The sequence below is a fragment of the Nonomuraea sp. NPDC001699 genome (assembly GCF_053596455.1).
On the sequence record NZ_JBSFGF010000010.1, the window covers coordinates 225,859 to 242,486 of the forward strand.

16 protein-coding genes are annotated in these 16,628 nt (G+C 71.8%); 1 reads left to right on the plus strand and 15 read right to left on the minus strand.

Annotated features, from left to right (window positions below; translation table 11 throughout):
- Window positions 1–119 precede the first annotated feature (119 nt).
- The 7 genes from ACWCSU_RS29305 to ACWCSU_RS29335 all read right to left on the minus strand — a co-directional run bounded on the left by ACWCSU_RS29305 (window position 120) and on the right by ACWCSU_RS29335 (window position 9,177).
- Window positions 120–1,247, minus strand: a complete 1,128-nt coding sequence (locus ACWCSU_RS29305) for an alpha/beta fold hydrolase (protein ID WP_449939225.1) — start codon at window positions 1,245–1,247, stop codon at window positions 120–122.
- Window positions 1,248–1,334: 87 nt separating this feature from the next.
- Window positions 1,335–2,279 (minus strand): chlorinating enzyme, encoded by a 945-nt coding sequence (locus tag ACWCSU_RS29310; protein ID WP_449939228.1) that lies wholly within the window; start codon window positions 2,277–2,279, stop codon window positions 1,335–1,337.
- 3 nt (window positions 2,280–2,282) lie between these two features.
- Window positions 2,283–4,019 carry an amino acid adenylation domain-containing protein gene (locus tag ACWCSU_RS29315; RefSeq protein WP_357703615.1) on the minus strand — a complete coding sequence of 579 codons (1,737 nt, stop codon included), beginning with the start codon at window positions 4,017–4,019 and terminating at the stop codon, window positions 2,283–2,285.
- Window positions 4,016–4,915, minus strand: a complete 900-nt coding sequence (locus tag ACWCSU_RS29320) for a DUF6039 family protein (protein ID WP_357703618.1) — start codon at window positions 4,913–4,915, stop codon at window positions 4,016–4,018. Before ACWCSU_RS29320 ends, ACWCSU_RS29315 begins: the two co-directional genes overlap by 4 nt.
- A 79-nt stretch (window positions 4,916–4,994) precedes the next feature.
- On the minus strand, window positions 4,995–6,368 hold the full coding sequence (locus ACWCSU_RS29325; protein WP_449939233.1) for an acyl-CoA carboxylase subunit beta: 1,374 nt from the start codon (window positions 6,366–6,368) through the stop codon (window positions 4,995–4,997).
- Window positions 6,365–7,558, minus strand: a complete 1,194-nt coding sequence (locus ACWCSU_RS29330) for a cytochrome P450 (RefSeq protein WP_449939235.1) — start codon at window positions 7,556–7,558, stop codon at window positions 6,365–6,367. The genes ACWCSU_RS29325 and ACWCSU_RS29330 overlap by 4 nt, the downstream gene beginning before the upstream one ends.
- A gap of 128 nt (window positions 7,559–7,686) precedes the next feature.
- A complete protein-coding gene (locus tag ACWCSU_RS29335) occupies window positions 7,687–9,177 on the minus strand; it encodes an MFS transporter (RefSeq protein WP_449939238.1) in 1,491 nt (496 codons plus the stop codon).
- 137 nt (window positions 9,178–9,314) lie between these two features.
- On the opposite strand from ACWCSU_RS29335, the gene ACWCSU_RS29340 reads away from it, so the two are divergent.
- Window positions 9,315–10,625 (plus strand): class I adenylate-forming enzyme family protein, encoded by a 1,311-nt coding sequence (locus ACWCSU_RS29340; RefSeq protein ID WP_449939241.1) that lies wholly within the window; start codon window positions 9,315–9,317, stop codon window positions 10,623–10,625.
- Here ACWCSU_RS29340 and ACWCSU_RS29345 read toward each other — a convergent pair.
- The 8 genes from ACWCSU_RS29345 to ACWCSU_RS29380 form a co-directional block, all read right to left on the minus strand.
- A complete protein-coding gene (locus tag ACWCSU_RS29345) occupies window positions 10,622–11,158 on the minus strand; it encodes a DUF1697 domain-containing protein (RefSeq protein ID WP_357703630.1) in 537 nt (178 codons plus the stop codon). The two genes, ACWCSU_RS29340 and ACWCSU_RS29345, sit on opposite strands and share 4 nt — an antisense overlap.
- A gap of 5 nt (window positions 11,159–11,163) precedes the next feature.
- On the minus strand, window positions 11,164–12,225 hold the full coding sequence (locus tag ACWCSU_RS29350) for a flavin-containing monooxygenase (RefSeq protein ID WP_357703633.1): 1,062 nt from the start codon (window positions 12,223–12,225) through the stop codon (window positions 11,164–11,166).
- A 106-nt stretch (window positions 12,226–12,331) separates the two neighbouring features.
- Complete coding sequence (locus ACWCSU_RS29355) at window positions 12,332–12,730, minus strand: DUF3224 domain-containing protein (RefSeq protein ID WP_357703635.1); 399 nt, start codon at window positions 12,728–12,730, stop codon at window positions 12,332–12,334.
- Between the two features lie 66 nt (window positions 12,731–12,796).
- Window positions 12,797–14,047: a beta-ketoacyl synthase N-terminal-like domain-containing protein gene (locus ACWCSU_RS29360; RefSeq protein WP_364093398.1), complete on the minus strand. Its 1,251-nt coding sequence runs from the start codon at window positions 14,045–14,047 to the stop codon at window positions 12,797–12,799.
- A complete protein-coding gene (locus ACWCSU_RS29365; protein ID WP_364093395.1) occupies window positions 14,044–14,283 on the minus strand; it encodes a phosphopantetheine-binding protein in 240 nt (79 codons plus the stop codon). Before ACWCSU_RS29365 ends, ACWCSU_RS29360 begins: the two co-directional genes overlap by 4 nt.
- On the minus strand, window positions 14,280–15,500 hold the full coding sequence (locus tag ACWCSU_RS29370; RefSeq protein ID WP_357703643.1) for a hydroxymethylglutaryl-CoA synthase family protein: 1,221 nt from the start codon (window positions 15,498–15,500) through the stop codon (window positions 14,280–14,282). Before ACWCSU_RS29370 ends, ACWCSU_RS29365 begins: the two co-directional genes overlap by 4 nt.
- The gene (locus ACWCSU_RS29375; RefSeq protein WP_125645256.1) at window positions 15,497–15,733 is read right to left on the minus strand and encodes a phosphopantetheine-binding protein; all 237 of its coding nucleotides are present in this window, start codon (window positions 15,731–15,733) and stop codon (window positions 15,497–15,499) included. The genes ACWCSU_RS29370 and ACWCSU_RS29375 overlap by 4 nt, the downstream gene beginning before the upstream one ends.
- Window positions 15,720–16,628: an LnmK family bifunctional acyltransferase/decarboxylase gene (locus tag ACWCSU_RS29380; protein ID WP_449939248.1), complete on the minus strand. Its 909-nt coding sequence runs from the start codon at window positions 16,626–16,628 to the stop codon at window positions 15,720–15,722. Before ACWCSU_RS29380 ends, ACWCSU_RS29375 begins: the two co-directional genes overlap by 14 nt.

The window sequence follows — 16,628 nt, forward strand, 5'->3', positions numbered from 1 at the left end:
TCCGCCCCTCGGCTTTATTTCACGTCGCCGTTGCCTCTACCCATCAATCGACTGATTAACAAGGCGTACCACAATTCTCTGACATGTCCGGAGAATTGCCTGGAGGCGGATTTCGGTCTTTATCGGGCCATCGCGGAATCAATAAAGTCGCGCGCCATATCCATCAACTCCGGGTCACCCTTGAACAGCGAGATGTGATCGCCGTGCGCCCGGAGATGCAGGACGGCGTCCGGCAGCGCGGCCGCCACCGCCTTCGACCCCGCGGGGTGGGCGGTCTCGTCGTCATGGCTGGAGACCACCAGGACGGGCTGGTCGATCGCGCCCAGCCAGGGGCTCACGTCCGTCGTCATGATCTCGCCGTTCAGGCGGCAGTAGCGGTGCAGCAGCTCGGGCGTCGCGTACGGATAGACCACCAGGTGCGCCAGGTCGGGCGGCACCGAGGCGAGCATCGTCTGGCAGAGCACGGGATGGATGGCGGCGGCCCGGTCGGGGCCGGTCGCGGCCATCTCCATGAGCGCCACCAGGTTCTGCTGGTGGTGGGTGCGGTCGGCGCCCTTCACCGCGGCGAAGTCGCCGTGCCAGAGGCTGAGGGACTCGACGCGGCCGGGGTCGAGGTGCGCGGCGGCCAGGCCGATGACGGCTCCGCCGCACAGGCACATCACGTGAGCGCGGCGGACGCCGAAATGGTCCATGACCGCGAACAGGTCACCGGCCTGCGCCGTCACCCCCACGTCGGGGACGTCCGCCGCCGGGGCCTGCCCGAACAACGCGCGGGTCTCCCAGGTCAGCACGCGATGGGTGCGGGACAGGAAACGCATCCACTGCTCGCACAGGCGGGCCGGCATGCCGCAGGCGGCCACGATCACGACCGCCGGGGCCGCCGGGTCGCCGGCCGTGTAGGCGGGCAGCGGCGGGCCTCCGTCCGCCGGTGCGACCTCGTCGCGGACGCACAGCCCCTCGAAGCCGTCCCGCGCCGCCTCGTCCACGACCTCGTCGGCGACGGCCGGCGGCAGGTCCTCGCCCATGCCGTCGCGCAGCGCGAGATGGTCGCTGACCAGGCGCTCGAAGGTGTCGAGCGAGCCGTGGTCGTCCAGTGCGAACTCCGGTGCGCCCAGCCGTCGGGTCACACGGCCCAAGAGGGAGGCGAGGCCGGGCGGGCCGGCCAGGCGCACCGGATGCCGCAGGACATCCACCAGCGGGCGCGCCTCCTGCACGGCCCGGGTCAGACGTCTCAGTTCGGCGGCCACGAGATGATCACCGCATTCCGTGGGTCGGGGAAGGCCGCGCGGTCGCCGCGCGACGGGGACAGGGACGGGGAGAGGCCACCGGGGGCCTCATCGGGTGGTGAAGGGGTGGCCGGTGGTGGTCGCCGTGGCGATCCGGTTGCCCGGGTTGGTGTTCCGGCCGGTGACCAGGACGGCGCCGTACCGGTCCAGGCTGACCCGGCCGCCGTACTCCTCGATCTCGTCGGTGTCGGGGTAGACGTCGACCTTGGTCGGGACGTACCGCGCGGCGAAGCCCAGGCGCATCTCGTCGGTCAGGCCCTTGTGCGGCAGCGAGGCGTGCATGAGCGTCGACCAGAACAGGATGGCCTCCCCCGGCCGCATCACCATGGAGACGGCCTGCGACTCGTCGGGCTTCCAGTCGGGGTCGATCTGCAGGTCGCGGTAGTCGTAGCCGAAGAAGCCGCGCCGGACGCCGTCCTTGTCCTCCTGGTTGATCTTGTTGGGGTCGTAGTGCATGCGCTTGGTCTCGTCGTAGAACATCGTCTCGTGGGTGCCGGGGATGAACTGCAGGCACCCGGTGTCCTCGTTCGCCTCGGTGAAGGCGGTCCAGACGGTGATCGTGCCGCCGAACTCCTCCGCCTGCGGCCAGACGATCTGCGGCTTGCCGGAGGCGTTGGCGAAGGTGTCGGCCTGGTGCCAGTCGGTGCCCTCGTCGCCGGGGTACTTGGGGAAGAACTCGGTGCGCCAGCAGAGCACGTCCGGGCCGAGCACGCTGACCACGCGGTCCACGATCTGCGGCCGGCTGATGTGGTCGGCCAGGAAGGGCGAGTCCAGGTGGCGGTCATAGTTGGAGATGTTGGTGTTGCCCGAGGCGGCGTCGTCGCGGTAGACGGCGTTGCTGCGGTCCATGAGACGCATGCGCTCGCGCCGCCAGTTCTGGCGCATCTCGTCGATCTCGTAGACCTTGAACGGGCCGAAGTAGCCCTGGGTGTGGAAGGTCTTCAGCTCCTCGGGGGTCATCGAGTGCTCGCCCCGGAGTGTGGTCTCGTGCATGGTCTATCCCCTCACGGTCAGTCGTTCCTCGACGCAGGAGGCCAGGGCGGCGACCGACGCCTCCTCCTCCAGCTCGCGTCCCGTCAGCTCCAGCCCGAAGCGCTCGTTCACCTGGGCGATGATGCGGGTCATCGCCAGCGAGGTGGCGCCCAGGTCGAACAGGTCCACCTGTGGTGGCACCTCGTCGCGTTCGAGCACGTCCTCGGCGATGCGCTGCACGACCTTGGCGGCCGACGATGCCTGCGCGGACCTGGCCAGAGCGGCGCGGTCCGCCTTTCCCTGCGGCGTCATGGGGATCTCCGACACGATGTGGTAGGTGGACGGGCGGGCGTGCGCCGGCAGCCGGCTCGCGGCCCGCTCGGTGAGCTGCTCGATCAGGTCCGGCCCCGCCTCGCCGTCGGGGACGACGAAGGCCAGCAGCCGGACGTCGCCCTCTCCGTAGTCGCGGTGGGCCACCACCGCGTGGGCGACCCGCGGATGACCCAGGAGGCACAGCTCGATCTCCCTGGGCTCCAGGCGGAACCCGCGGACCTTGATCTGGTCGTCGGACCGCCCGAGGTAGGCGTACTCGCCGCCGGGCAGCCGGGTGACGACGTCGCCCGAGTCGTAGCGGCGCCCGCCGTCCGGCAGGGCCCTGAAGCGCTCGGCGGTCAGCTCGGGCCGGTCGAGGTAGCCGCGGGCGAGCCCGGGGCCGGAGACGTGCAGGTTGCCGGTGGTGGCCGGGCGTCCGTGCTCGTCGAGCACGTCGAGGCGCAGGTCCGGGATGGGCACGCCGATCGGGCTCAGCTCCGGGTGGTCGAGGTCGGCCGCGCGGACGCGGCGGTAGGTGACGTGGACGGTGGTCTCGGTGATGCCGTACATGTTGACGAGGTGCGGGCGGTCGTCGCCGTAGCGGTCGATCCACGGGGCGAGCAGGTCGACGTCCAGCCGCTCGCCGCCGAAGACGACCCGGCGCAGCCGGTACGGCGAAGGCCGCTCCTGCCGGGCGTCGGCGGCCACCAGGTGCCGGAACGCGGAGGGCGTCTGGTTCAGCACGGTGACGCCCTCGTCCAGCAGCAGCCGCCGCAGCGACTCGGGCGACCTGGCCACCTCGGCCGGGACGATCACCAGCCGGCCGCCGTACAGCAGCGCGCCCCACAGCTCCCACACCGAGAAGTCGAAGCTGACGGAGTGGAAGAGCGTCCAGACGTCGTCGTCGGTGAAGCCGAACCACTGCTCGGTGCGCTCCAGCAGGCGCACGACGTTGCGGTGCTCGACCAGCACCCCCTTGGGCGCGCCGGTCGAGCCCGAGGTGTAGATGACGTAGGCCAGGTCCTCGTCGCCGGCCGTGGCCGCGGGACGGCCCTGCGGCGGCTCGGCGTCGGCGAGCACGACCTCGCCGGGCAGGACGCCGCCGAGCCGGGCGGCCACGCCGGACGTGGTGACCACCGTGCGCACCCCGCTGTCCTCCAGCAGGTACGCGATCCGCCCGGCCGGGTAGCCGGGGTCGATCGGCACGTACGCGCCGCCCGCCTTGAGTATCGCGAGCAGCCCCGCCACCAGGTCGATGCCGCGGTCCGCGCACAGCCCCACCAGCACGCCGGGGCCGGTGCCCGCGGCCTGGAGGAGGCAGGCCAGCCGGTCGGCCCGGTCGTCCAGGTCCGCGTAGGTGATCTCCTCGGTGCCGCAGGTCACGGCGATCCGGTCGGGGGCCTTCGCGGCACGCTCGGCGAAGATCTCGTGCAGGCAGCGGCCGCTCATGTCGCGTACATCCCCCAGTGGTGCGGGGTGAGGCCGGTGTCGGTCATGCTGCCGGGCACGAACATCCTGGCCCAGGTGCCGCCGCCGCGCTCGGGCGCGATGCGCTGCTGGAAGTACAGGTCCCGCACCTTCTCGTCCTTCACGTGCAGCGCCAGGACCTTGTAGTAGGTGCTCAGCGACTTCATGTGGATCAGCCAGTGGATGCGGTCGGCCGCGCCGAAGGCCTCCTCGTAGACGAAGACGGTCGCCTCGCCGGGCAGGTTCTCGTTGATGGACTCGGCGGCCTCGCGGGCGAACGTGCGCCCCTCGGACCGGAAGTCGTAGTCGAGCTGGGCGGTCCGGTGCAGCAGCAGGCCGCAGTTGCCCGAGTGCACGAGCTGCTCGTAGGGCTGCGGCACCTGCTCGCGGGCGCCGGGCAGCCCGGTGATCTCGCCCTCCTGGAGGTAGACCGTGGACTGCTTCTCGCGCTCGCCGTCGACCGCGGTGCCGTACATGCCCCAGAACTGCGGCAGCAGGACGGTCTCGGTCATGCTGCCGTCCACGAAGATCTCGTCCCAGCCGCTGTCGGCGGTGTTGTCGCGGTACTCGCCGTCGGAGGTGCCCATGTGCACCATCTGCTCGTACGCGTGCAGCGAGCTGAGGTGGATCAGCCAGTGCAGCCGGTCCTTTGTCCCGAACGTCTCCTCGTACAGGAAGACGCTGGCGACGCCGACCTGCTTGGCGGTCACCATCTCCGCCATCATGCGGGCGAACTTGCGCCCCTTGGCGTGGGAGCCGTTCCTGACCTGCGCGGTCCGCTCGACGATCACGCCGGCCGTGGCCGAGTTGATCAGATCCGCCGCGGGTACCGAGGTCTGCTGCTCGGCCGGCGGGATGACGGGATTCGGGTTGGTCATCGTTCCACTCCGTCTGTCGGCTTGTTCGTCACGCTAATGAGGGGCCGCCGTGCTGCCTGCTCAATAGTGAGCAGGGGCTTCACAGCGGGATGTTGGTGTGGTCGCCGCGCAGCGGCACGGCCTTGAGCAGGGCTTCGGCGAGCCTCAGCCGGGTGCCGGCGGGCTCGATCACCTCGTCCACGACGCCGATCTCCACGGCCTTGCCGACGCCGCCGGCCTCCCGTTCGTGCTCGGCGACGAGCCGGCGGCGCAGTTCCTCGCGGCCGTCCTCGGGGCCGTCGCGCAGCTTCCTGCGGTGCAGGATGTCCACGGCGGCCTCGGCGCCCATGACGGCCACCTCGGCGGTGGGCCAGGCGTAGACCGCGGAGGCGCCCAGGGCGCGGGAGTTCATGGCGACGTACGCGCCGCCGTAGGACTTGCGCAGCACCAGCGTCACCCGGGGCACGACGGCCTCGGCGAAGGCGTGCAGCAGCTTGGCGCCGCGCCGGACCACGCCGTCCCACTCCTGACGGACGCCAGGCAGGTAGCCGGGCACGTCCACGAGCACCACGAGGGGCACACCGAGCGAGTCGCACATGCGGACGAACCGCGCGGCCTTCTCGGCCGCCGCCGCGTCGAGGCAGCCGCCCTTGCGCAGCGGGTTGTTGGCGATGACGCCGACGGTCCTGCCGGTCAGCCGGCCGAGCATGGTGACGAGGTTGGGCGCCCACTTCGGGTGCAGCTCCTCGCCGGGGCCGTCGAGCAGGCGGGCGACGATGGGGTGCACGTCGTAGGCGCGGTTGGCGCGTTCGGGGAGCAGGTCGCCGAGCCCGGGGTCGGCGCGGGCCTCCCAGGGGCGCAGCTCGCCCTGGCCGCCGAGCAGGGCGGTGATCCGGCGGGCGGAGCCGATGGCGCCCTCGTCGTCCGGGGCGGTGAGGTGGGCCAGGCCGCTGCGCCTGCTGTGCGGGACGGGGCCGCCGAGTTGCTCCATGTCGACGTCCTCGCCGGTGACCTTGCGGACGACGTCCGGGCCGGTGACGAAGACGCGGCCGCTCTCGCTCATGATCACCACGTCGGTGAGCGCCGGTCCGTAGGCCGCGCCGCCGGCGGCCGGGCCGAGCACGACGGAGATCTGCGGGACGACGCCGGAGGCCCGGACCATCGCGGCGAACACCTGCCCGACGCCGTCGAGCGCGGTGACGCCCTCGCCCAGCCGGGCGCCGCCGGAGTGCCAGAGGCCGACGACGGGCGCCCGCTCCCGGACGCCGAGGTCGATCGCCCGGACGATGCCGGCGCAGCCCTCCGCGCCCATCGCGCCGCCCATGCGGCCGGGGTCGGTGGCGTAGGCGACGGCCGGGCCGCCGCCGATGCTGCCCCGGGCGGCGAGCACGCCGCAGCCGTCGTCGCCGGGCAGCGGCCGGACGGTGCCCGGGTCGAAGAGCGCGCGGACCCGGTCCCGCGGGTCGCGGCTCATCCCCAGGTCACCGGGAGCGCGTGGACGCCGTACACGAACATGTCGGAGCGGAAGGGCACCTCCTCCAGCGGCACCGCGAGGCGCAGCCCCGGGAGCCGGGCGAACAGCGTGGACCAGGCGACCTCCAGCTGGGCGCGGGCCAGGAGCTGGCCCATGCACTGGTGGATGCCGAAGCCGAAGGACAGATGCTCCTGCCGGTCGGCGACGTCACCGAAGCGGCCGAAGTCGAGCCGGTCCGGGTCACTCCAGACCTCCTCGTCGCGGTTGGCCGCGGCCAGCACCACGACCACGCCCTCGCCCTTCCTGACGAGCCGGCCGCCGACCTCGACGTCGGCGGTGGCCGCGCGGCGGGCGCCGTAGTCGATGACGGTCTGGTGGCGGATGATCTCCTCGATCGCGGCGGGCAGCGCCTCTGGGCGTTCGCGCAGCTCGGCCAGGCGGGCGGGGTTCTCCAGCAGCGCGACGGTGCCCACGCCGATCTGGTTGGCGATGGTCTCGTAGCCGGCCACCATCAGCAGCGTCGCGATGCCGACGACCTCCTCCCGGCTGACCTTGGCCGTCTCGCGGTGGGCGCCGAGGCGGCTGAGCAGGTCGTCGGCGGGCCGCTGCTCGCGCTCGGCGACCAGCCGTTCCAGGTAGTGGCGCAGGTCCTCGCGGACCTTCATGCGCTGCTCGGGCTCCACGTTGCGGTCGCCGATGACCTTGGTCGTCTCGTGGAAGTAGTCGCGGTCCTCGTACGGCACCCCGAGCAGCTCGGTGATGACCTGGGACGGCAGCGGCAGGGCCAGCGTCTGGACCAGGTCGGCCGGCGGGCCCTGGGCGGCCATCTCGTCGACGAGCGTTTCGGTGATGCGCCGGATGGCCGGGCGCAGCGCCTCGACGCGCCTGCGGTTGAACTCCGGCAGCAGCAGGCGGCGCAGCCGCGAGTGGTCGGGCGGGTCCATCCTGATGAAGGTGCCCGGCCCCGGGGGCTGCGAGGTGAGCCGGGCCGGGAAGCCGGGGGTGGCGAAGTCGGAGCTGAAGCGGGCGTCGCCGAGCACGGCGCGGGCGTCCTCGTACCGCGTCACCAGCCAGACCTCGCTGCCGTCGAAGTCCAGCCGGACGCGCGTGATGGGCCGCCCCGCCTGAAGGTCCCGGTACTCGGACGGCGGGTCCAGCGGGCACGTCCTGGGGAGGGGGTAGGAGTCCATGTCAGCAGCCTCGCCCGCGCGCCCGCGCCCGTCTGCTCAACTGTGAGCAGGCCCGGACGAGCGGGCCCGTGCGGGCGGACATGGCGATGGCGGGGCCGCGCACGGCCCCGCCACCCGGTGGACCGGGGTCACGCCCTGGCGGCACGCCCCTGGTTGCGCGCGGCCTGCTGGTCCGCCTTGCCCGCCTTCGACCTGCCCATGGACATGTCGCGCAGCGGGACCTCCTTCAGGAACAGGCTGGCCACCAGGCCGATGCCCACCGCGATCGCGCAGGCGAGGAACAGGTCGCCCAGCGCGTCGGCGAGCACCGTCGGCGCGACGCCCTCGCCGCCCTGACCGGCCACGCCGAGCCGGGACGACATGATCGAGCCGAGGATCGCCAGCGAGACCGGCCCGGCGATCATCCGCCAGAACTGGATCTGGCTGGTGCCGACGCCCACCTGCTCCATCGGGATCGCGCTCTGCGTGACGGCCGTGGCCATCGGGAACGCGATGCCGATGCCGACGCCGATGAGCACCATGGCGACGATCGGCAGGCCCTGGCCGCTGTCCGGCCCGACGGCCGACAGGATCAGCAGCCCGGCGACGATGGCGGCCATGGCGAACACGCCGAGCAGCCGGTAGCGCGGCATGGCCGTCATCGCCTTGCCGGCGATCGGGGCCATGAGCATCAGGCCGAGCATCATCGGGATCAGCAGCGTGCCGGAGTGGGTCGCGCTCACGCCGAGCACGCCCTGGTAGAGCAGCGGCACGTAGAAGGCCGTGCCCATCATGGCGAACGCCGAGAAGAAGGCGATCACGGCCATGACGGACACCTGGTTGCTGCGGAACAGCGCGAAGGGCACCAGCGGGTTCTTGGCCACCCGCGTCTCTACGAAGTAGAACACGACGAGCAGCACGGCGCCGCCGACCAGCAGCGCGAGCACCTCGGGCGAGGTCCAGGCGTGACCGTCGCCGGTGAGCGTGAGCCCGACCAGGATCGGGACGAGCCCGGCCACGAGCGTGACGACACCGGCGAAGTCGATGTCGCGCCAGCTCGCGCCGCTGCGCACGAACGGCACGCCGATCAGCACGGCGGCGATCGCCAGCAGCCCGACGGGCACGTTGACGTAGAAGACCCAGCGCCAGCTCCAGTTGTCGGTGATGAGCCCGCCGAGCGGCGGCCCGATCACCATGCTGAGGCCGGAGAAGCCGAAGAAGACGCCCTGCATCTGGGTGCGGCGCTCCGGGGTGTAGACGTCGGCGAGCAGCGTGAAGACGTTGGCCATCAGCACGCCGCCGAACAGCCCCGCCAGCCCTCGCGCCCCGACGAGCTGGGGCATCGTCTGGGCCGCGCCGCACAACCACGACGCCACCAGGAAGCCCGTCAGGCCGACGAGGAGCACCGGTTTGCGGCCGAACATGTCGCCGAGTTTCCCCGCGATCGGCACGACGACGGCGGCCGCGACGGCGTAGGAGACCCCCACCCACGCGTACATCGACAGCCCGTGCAGGTCGGCGGCGATCCGGGGCATCGCCGCCCCCACCACCGAGACGTCGATCGACGCCAGGGCCAGGGCCAGGAGTGCGCCGATGGTGGCGAACAGCTGGCCGCGCGTACTCGAACCGGTTTGGTTCATGTCATCGCCTCCCTTGTTCTTGGCAGCCGTCCCACTTCTTCGCGGACCCATGCCGCATCAAGCCCACACGAGATCGCCCTCCGGGTCTGCTCAACACTGAGCATCCGGGGAGCGCCGGGCTTCCTACCATCGGCCGCATGACGACGAACCCGGCAGAACTGGTCAGCGCCCGTGCGGGCGATCACGTGGCACTCGTCGTGGACGGCGAGCGCGAGCTGCGGGTGGCGGACTGGACCGCCCGGTCGGAGGAGCTGGCCGCGCGGCTGGCCCCGGTCCGGACGGCGCTGCGGCACGACGACTGGATCGAGCACGCCGTCGCCGCCGTCGCCGTGCACCTGGCCGGCGGCACCGTGCTCGGCCTGCCGCCCGCGCTGCCGGAGGACGAGACGCGGGCCCGCCTGGCCGAGTGCGGGGTGGGCCAGGTCCTGCCCGGCCCTCTGGGCGACGCGGCGGGCGCGCGGGACGACGACGTCGCCGAGATCCTCTACACCTCGGGCACGACCGGCCGTCCCAAGGCCGTGGCGGTGCCCGTCGCGAACCTCACCTACGGCCACGAGGGCCGCGGAAAGCTGTTCACCGGCGTGGACGGGGTGCTGGCGGCCGTCCCGCTGGGCACGAACGCCGGGCACAGCGCGCTGATGACGGCGATGACCGCCCCGGCGACCACGCACGTGCTGACCGACCTCGGGCCGGAGAACGTGGCCCGCATGCTCGACAAGCTGCGGGTGCCGATGGCGATCGTGCCGCCGTCCACCGCGACCCGGATGGTGGCGCACGGCTGGCACGAGCGGTACGACCTGTCCGGCCTGCGGGCGCTCATGCTGGGCTCGGCGCCGGTGCCGATGGCCACGGTGGCCCGGCTCATGGAGGCGCTGCCGGGCGTGCGGATCGTCATCGGCTACGGCTCGACGGAGTCGGCCCCCGCCTTCGTGCACCGCCCGATCGAGACCGCGCCCACCGAGGCGGACGAAGGGCTGCTGGGCCTGCCGAGCGCGGGCACCGAGGTGAAGATCACCGACGCGGGCGAGATCTGCCTGCGCTCGGCCGCCCCGCGCCGCCGCTACCTGAACGACCCCGCCGCCGACGAGAGCACCTTCCTCGACGGCTGGACCCACATGGGCGACCTGGGCGAGCTGGACGGTGAGGGCCGGCTGCGCGTCTTCGACCGCGCCGCCGACGTGATCACCGCCGGCGGTCGCCGGATCTCCTCGCTGCGGGTCGAGCACGCCCTGCACTGGCATCCCGAGGTGGTCGAGGCCGCCGCGTTCGAGGGGCCGGAGGGCGTCACGGCGGCCGTCGTGCTGCGCTCCCCCGTGCCCGAGGACGAGCTGCGCGCCTTCGCCGCCGACCGGCTGGAACCGGCCGAGCGGCCGGCGCGGTACGTCGTCACCCGGTCGCTGCCGCGCGGGCCGATCGGCAAGACGCTCAAGCGCCTGCTGGCGGGTTAGCCGGCGGCCAGTTCGTGCAGCTTGGAGACGGTCTTCCAGTTGCGGGCGGTGGCGGTCACGCCGAGCTTCTTCTCCCAGAAGGCGTAGGACAGCTTGGTGTTGCGCACCCCGTCGGGGCACCAGACGTAGATCTCCCTGCCGACGTGCCGGAACACGTCCGGCTTGAAGGCGTCGGGGTCGAGGGCCTTGATCGGCTTGCCGTCGGGCCTGCTCGACAGGAACGTGACGAGGTAGAGGGCGTCGTCGGCGGCGACGTCGCCGAGCGGGTTCGCCTTGAGGATCTCGCCCAGCTCGGTGCCCGTCCTGGCCAGGACGGGCACCTGGACGCCCAGGTCGCGGGCGAGCGTGGCCCGGATCTCGGCCGCCGCCTCGTCGGGGCTCTTCCCGCTGGTGTAGACGACGTTGCCGCTCTGCAGGTGGGTTCTGACGTCCTCGAAGCCGAGGCCCTCCAGCAGCTCGCGGAGCTGGGCCATGCTCACCATGTTCCGGCCGCCGACGTTCACCCCGCGCAGCAGCGCCACCTGCCTGGACATGTCGCTCAACCCCTTCTGCCCGCCACCGCCTGGGGACGGAACTGCCTGATGCGCTCGACCAGATAAGCCGCGTCGTCCTTTACCCACCAGATGAGCGCCGAACCGTAGGAGTGCTGGCACTGCATGCCGAGGACGTACAGGCCGGGGGCGGCGGTCACGCCGCGGTCCTGCTCGATGCCGCCGCCGTCCGCCACGACGGGCGCGTGCACCCAGGAGTAGTCGTAGCGGAAGCCGGTCGCCCAGACGACGGCGTCGACGTCGGCCGAGCGGCCGTCCTCGAAGCGCATCGTACGGCCCTCGGCGTCGACCGTACGGCCCACGAGCTCGAAGCGGTGCCGCTTGGCCAGCTTCTTCAGGCTGGGCCCGACCAGGATCGTCTTCTTGTGCAGCCGGTCGCGCTCGCCCATCAGCGGCTTGGCGATCAGCCCGAACTTGTCGCCCCACCAGTGCAGCCCCTTGCCCAGGAAGCGGCGGCCGAAGTGCGGCAGCGGCGAGCCCTGCGACAGCAGGACGCGGCGCCCGGCGGCCAGCTCGGGCGCGATCTGGGCGCCGGAGTTGGCGGCGCCGACCACGACGACGGTCCCACCCGGCACCTGGGACGGATTGCGGTAGCGGCCGGTGTGCACCTGGAAGACCTCGGGGTCCAGCTTGCCGGCGAGCTCGGGCAGCTTCGGCACCCGGTAGGCGCCGGTCGCGATGATCACCTGCGGCGCCTCGTACGTGCCCTTCGTGGTCTCCAGCCGGTAGCCGCCCTCGATCGGCTCCAGCGACGTGACGCGGGTGCCGAGCCTGACCGGCAGGTCGAACTCCTCGCCGTACGCCTCGATGTAGTCGGCCATCTCCTCTTTGCTGGGGAAGCGGTTCTTCCCGCCGGGGAAGCGCAGGCCGGGCAGGGCACAGTACTCGGCGATCGTGAACAGCTCCAGGGAGTCCCAGCGCTGCCGCCACGCCGCGCCGAGGCGGGGTTCCTCGTCGAGGATGACGAAGGGGATGCCGGCCTGCTTCAGGTAGTAGCCCGCGACGAGCCCGCTCTGGCCGCCACCGACGACGATCACTTCAGTGTCCATGCGGCCATCGTCGCGCGCGGGCGCGAGGCGGTCTGCTCAACACTGAGCAGATCCTGACATGCGAGTACGCGGGGCCCCCGGCCCCGCGTACTCGCATGTGTCGGCCCTACTTGAGGTTGAAGTTGAGGGTGACCTCCGCCGAGCCGTCGGTCTTGGAGACGTATCCTCCCTTGCCGCTCAGGCCCTTCAGCTCGTCGGTGCCGGAGTTCGGCACGACGGACCAGTCGGCCTTGGCCACGCCGCCGTCGAAGGTGCCCGTCGCCTGCAGCACGAAGGAGCCCTTCTTGCCGCGTACGCTCCCGACGACCTTCTGCAGGCCGACGAAGCTGGCCTCGGTGTCGCTGGCGTAGGCCATCAGGTACTCGGCGTGGCCCTCGCCCTCGATGTCACCGCTCCAGGCGTTGGTGACGTGGGCCTGACTGAGCTTGGGCTGGCCTTTCTTCTCCTCGTAGGGCTTCTCGTCCCATCCGGTGATCTGGTACGAGCCCTTACCTTGGGTGGTCATGTCAGCTCCCTTTTTTGCTCTCTTTTTCGCTACCCCTGACCCTGGGCGCTATGCGTCGGCCGTCGGTCAACGCTCACGCCCGAGGACTATGCAGGTGTTGAAGCCGCCGAACCCGAAGCTGTTGGACAGCGCGTAGCGGATGTCGGCGGCGCGCAGCCTGCCGGGTGCGAGCCGGCAGTCGCGGTTGATCGGATGGCGCAGGTTGAGGTTGGGGTGGACGAAGCCGCGGCGCATCTGCACCACGGTCGCGATCGCCTCCACCACGCCGGCCGCGCACATGCAGTGGCCGACCAGCCCCTTGGTGGAGTTGACCCACGGCCGGCCGAAGCTGTCCCCCAGCGCCCTGCGCAGCGCGGCCAGCTCGGCCACGTCGCCGCTGGGCGTCGCCGTGGCGTGGGCGTTGACGTAGTCGATGTCGCGTGGCCCCACTCCGGCGTTGGCCATGGCGTTGACCATCACCTTGGCCTCGCCTTCCTCGCGCGGGTCGGGCAGGCTGTTGGCGTCCAGCTTCAGGTCGTAGCCGCACAGCTCGGCCAGCGCCGTCGCGCCGCGGGCGGCGGCCGAGCGGGCGCTCTCCAGCACCACGCACCCGGCCCCCTGGCCCGGCACGAACCCCTCGTGGTCCTCGTCGAACGGCCGGCACCTGGCCTGCTGCGGCTCCTCGACGCCCGCCACCGCGCCCAGCGTGGCCAGGCCGCGCTTCTCCATCGGCGACAGGTCGGTCATGGCGCCCACCACCAGGCAGACGTCCACGGCCCCCGACTCCACCAGCCGGCTGCCGTTGATGATCCCCACGTTGCCGCTGGCCGAGGCGCCGCCCACGGTGTAGCCCTCGCCCCTGATGCCGAACACCTGGCTGAGCGTGCCCACCCGGTCGGTGTCCATGAAGTGCAGGGCGAACCTGGCCGGCAGGTGGGCGGGATTGTCCTCGTACTTGGGGTGCAGGTCGTGGGCGTAGCCGGAGCTGAGGTTGTGCCCGGCCACGACCAGGCCCATCCGCTCCGGGTCGGCCCGCGCCTCGTGCAGCCCCGCCTGCTCGTACGCCTGCATGGCGGCGACCAGGTCCATCTGCAGCGGCTGCGGCGAACGGCCGGCCGCGCGCAGGGCGCTGCGCGCGATCTCCTCGGGCAGGCGGCGGGCGGCCACCGCGTTCTGGAAGCGGAAGCCCCTGACCAGGGCGGCCAGCCGAGGGCCGCCGTCGCCGGGGTCGGGCACCGGCCCGATCCCGCACCGTCCCGCCCGCAGCGCCCTGGTGAACGACGGGACGGTCGAGGCGATCGAGCAGACGACGCCCATGCCGGTGACGACGACCCTCATGCGTGCCTCGCCAGCAGGTCCACCAGGGACCGGATGTCGTGCACCTCCTGGAACTCCGACACCGGCACGGTCAGCCCGAGGTCCTCCATGCTCATGGTGACCACGTCGGCCCGGTCGACGCTGTTGGCGCCCAGGTCGGTCAAGGTGCCCTCGGTCGTCACGTCGCCGGGCCGCAGGTCCGGCAGCACCTTCAGGACGTTCTGCTTGACGGTCTCGAAAATCTCCGTGTCGGTCATGGTGCCAGCCATTCGTAGGTTCGGTGGTAGTCCTTCGTCCCGGTGTTCACCAGGAGGTCGCGGTCGAAGCGGGCGCGGCTGAGCAGGTGCTCGTACGCGCCCACGTCGACCTGCCTGTCCCGCTCAGGCACGAGACAGGTGAGGGTGTCGGGCAGCAGCGCCGCGTACTCGTCGAAGCCGAGCTCGCAGCGGCCGTCCAGGTGTTCGCCGATCCGCATCCCGGCCAGCGTGCTCGCCGACTCCTCGTCGACCAGGCCGCTGAAGAACTCCGACGAGCAGCCCGAGCCGTAGGAGTAGAGGCCGACCCGGGCCGGGCCGTCCAGGGCGGCGTGGTCGATCAGGCTGGCCAGGGCCAGGTAGACCGAGCCGGAGCAGAGGTTGCCCACCCGTCTCGGGTAGGCGAGCGAGGGCAGCACCCGCCGCTCGAAGTCCTCCTCGACCGACGCCGTGCCGCCGCCCGACTCGCGCATCAGCTTGCGGTGCGCGGCCTTGACCATCCCGGCGAACGGGGTGTGCATGGCCAGGTGGTCGAAGGTGGTGGCGAAGTCGGCGTCCTCCACCCTGGACCGGTAGCCGGCCAGGCAGCTCGTGAGGCAGTCGAGGTAGGCGAACAGCGAGCGGTCGGAGTCGGCGATGTCGAACGTCGGCCCCGGCCGCGCCGAGTCCATCGTCTCGTAACTGTGGTTGCCGAACGCCCCCAGATCCAGGTCCAGGACGCGCGGCCGGTCGCTGATCAGCACGGCGGCGGCCCCGGCGCCCATGGCGGGCTCGGCGTAGGCGGCCCGCTCGTCCACCAGCGCCACGTCCGTCGCGATGACCAGCGCCTTCGCGCCGGGCGACACCCCCGAGGCGACGTACGCGGCGGCGAGCTGGACGGCCGCCGTGGCCGCGTAGCACGCCTGCTTGACCTCCACGACCCGGCAGCTCCTGGGCAGGCCCAGGTACTCGTGCACGTAGGAGGCCACCGACTTGCTGTAGTCGAGGCCCGACTCGGTGGAGGTGATCAGGATCTCGATGCGGTCCTCGCCGGCGGCGATCGGCCGGGCGGCGTTGACGGCGTTCGTCACGGGGTCCTCGAAGGGCAGGCCGACCGAGCGGTTGCGCATCATCAGGTTGCCCAGGCGCTCGGCGTCGAGCCCGCGCCCCTCGAACAGCTCCGGCACCGGGATCTGGGCCAGGCCGCAGTAGACGTTGAGTGCCTCGATTCCGACGTTCACCTCACACGCTCCCACAGGAAGTCGACCAGGGCGTCGACGCTGGGCACGCCGCCGAAGGAGGACAGCGGCTCGCGGACGCCGAGCCGGTCGAGCACGGCCATGATGATCTCGACCCGGTCCACGGAGTCCGCGCCCAGGTCCTTCAGGTGCGCCCGGCCGTCGATCTCGACGCCGGGCAGGATCTCGTCGATCGCCTTGTGCACGACGCCCTCGACGTGTTCACGCGTCGCCATCGGTGTCTCCCCTCCTGAGCACGCGCAGGGTGCTGACCGCGATCACGCGGCCCCGGTCCTCCATGACGAGGTTGACGATCTCCTCGTCCTCGCCCTCGCCCTCGCCGTCCGGCGCCGGCCAGCACTCCAGGCGCAGCCGCAGCACCGAGTCGGCGTTCGCGTTGCCCAGGTAGCAGAGCCGCTGGTCCAGGACGACGCGGCGGAGGAAGTCGGCGACGGCGAGCCCCCTGTGCCGCCAGAAGCGCAGCAGCACCCAGTCGACGATCGCGAAGTAGGAGGCGAAGTAGAGCAGGCCCACGCCGTTGAGGTCCCTGGACGGCTCCACCGGGTAGTCGGCGGTGAACGTGACCGGATCGTCCGGTTTGCGGGCCAGGAACGTGCCGGTGCTCCTGGCGTGGCCGTACACCTTCCTCGGCGAGTACGCGCCGGGCAGCGTCGGCAGGTGCTCGTGCCTGAAGTCCACCGGGGACGACTTGACCAGCCCCTCGTTGCTGCCGGGCGCGCCGCGCGAGATCCACCGGTTGAAGGTCTCGACGTAGATGCAGCCGGGGTCGTCGAAGGCGTAGAAGCGGTCCGGGTCGAGCTCGCCCGTCCGGCCGCCGCCGCGGCCGATGCGGTGCAGGGCGAGCACCGACTCGCTGCCGAAGCCGAACAGCCTGGACGTGACCGCCAGCTCGTCGCCGAACGTCAGCGCGTTGACGTGCAGGTCCCGGCTGCCCCTGACGTGGAAGTAGTAGAACGACAGGTACGTCGGGTCGCCGGCGGCGTTGCGCGCGTCGAAGGCGTTGGTGCCGCACAGCGCGCTGACCGTGTCCCAGGTCCAGTCGCCGACCTCGCCCATGAACAGCGAGCTGGGCCCGCACATGCCGGGCTTGACCACCTCTGTCCTGGTCAC

What these genes read in the sequence shown, in the direction of transcription:
- ACWCSU_RS29310 (WP_449939228.1), bottom strand. Translation starts at nt 2,279, where the DNA reads ATGCACGAGACCACACTCCGGGGCGAGCACTCGATGACCCCCGAGGAG.
- ACWCSU_RS29315 (WP_357703615.1), bottom strand. Translation starts at nt 4,019, where the DNA reads ATGAGCGGCCGCTGCCTGCACGAGATCTTCGCCGAGCGTGCCGCGAAG.
- ACWCSU_RS29320 (WP_357703618.1), bottom strand. Translation starts at nt 4,915, where the DNA reads ATGACCAACCCGAATCCCGTCATCCCGCCGGCCGAGCAGCAGACCTCG.
- ACWCSU_RS29325 (WP_449939233.1), bottom strand. Translation starts at nt 6,368, where the DNA reads ATGAGCCGCGACCCGCGGGACCGGGTCCGCGCGCTCTTCGACCCGGGC.
- ACWCSU_RS29330 (WP_449939235.1), bottom strand. Translation starts at nt 7,558, where the DNA reads ATGGACTCCTACCCCCTCCCCAGGACGTGCCCGCTGGACCCGCCGTCC.
- ACWCSU_RS29335 (WP_449939238.1), bottom strand. Translation starts at nt 9,177, where the DNA reads ATGAACCAAACCGGTTCGAGTACGCGCGGCCAGCTGTTCGCCACCATC.
- ACWCSU_RS29340 (WP_449939241.1), top strand. Translation starts at nt 9,315, where the DNA reads ATGACGACGAACCCGGCAGAACTGGTCAGCGCCCGTGCGGGCGATCAC.
- ACWCSU_RS29345 (WP_357703630.1), bottom strand. Translation starts at nt 11,158, where the DNA reads ATGTCCAGGCAGGTGGCGCTGCTGCGCGGGGTGAACGTCGGCGGCCGG.
- ACWCSU_RS29350 (WP_357703633.1), bottom strand. Translation starts at nt 12,225, where the DNA reads ATGGACACTGAAGTGATCGTCGTCGGTGGCGGCCAGAGCGGGCTCGTC.
- ACWCSU_RS29355 (WP_357703635.1), bottom strand. Translation starts at nt 12,730, where the DNA reads ATGACCACCCAAGGTAAGGGCTCGTACCAGATCACCGGATGGGACGAG.
- ACWCSU_RS29360 (WP_364093398.1), bottom strand. Translation starts at nt 14,047, where the DNA reads ATGAGGGTCGTCGTCACCGGCATGGGCGTCGTCTGCTCGATCGCCTCG.
- ACWCSU_RS29365 (WP_364093395.1), bottom strand. Translation starts at nt 14,283, where the DNA reads ATGACCGACACGGAGATTTTCGAGACCGTCAAGCAGAACGTCCTGAAG.
- ACWCSU_RS29375 (WP_125645256.1), bottom strand. Translation starts at nt 15,733, where the DNA reads ATGGCGACGCGTGAACACGTCGAGGGCGTCGTGCACAAGGCGATCGAC.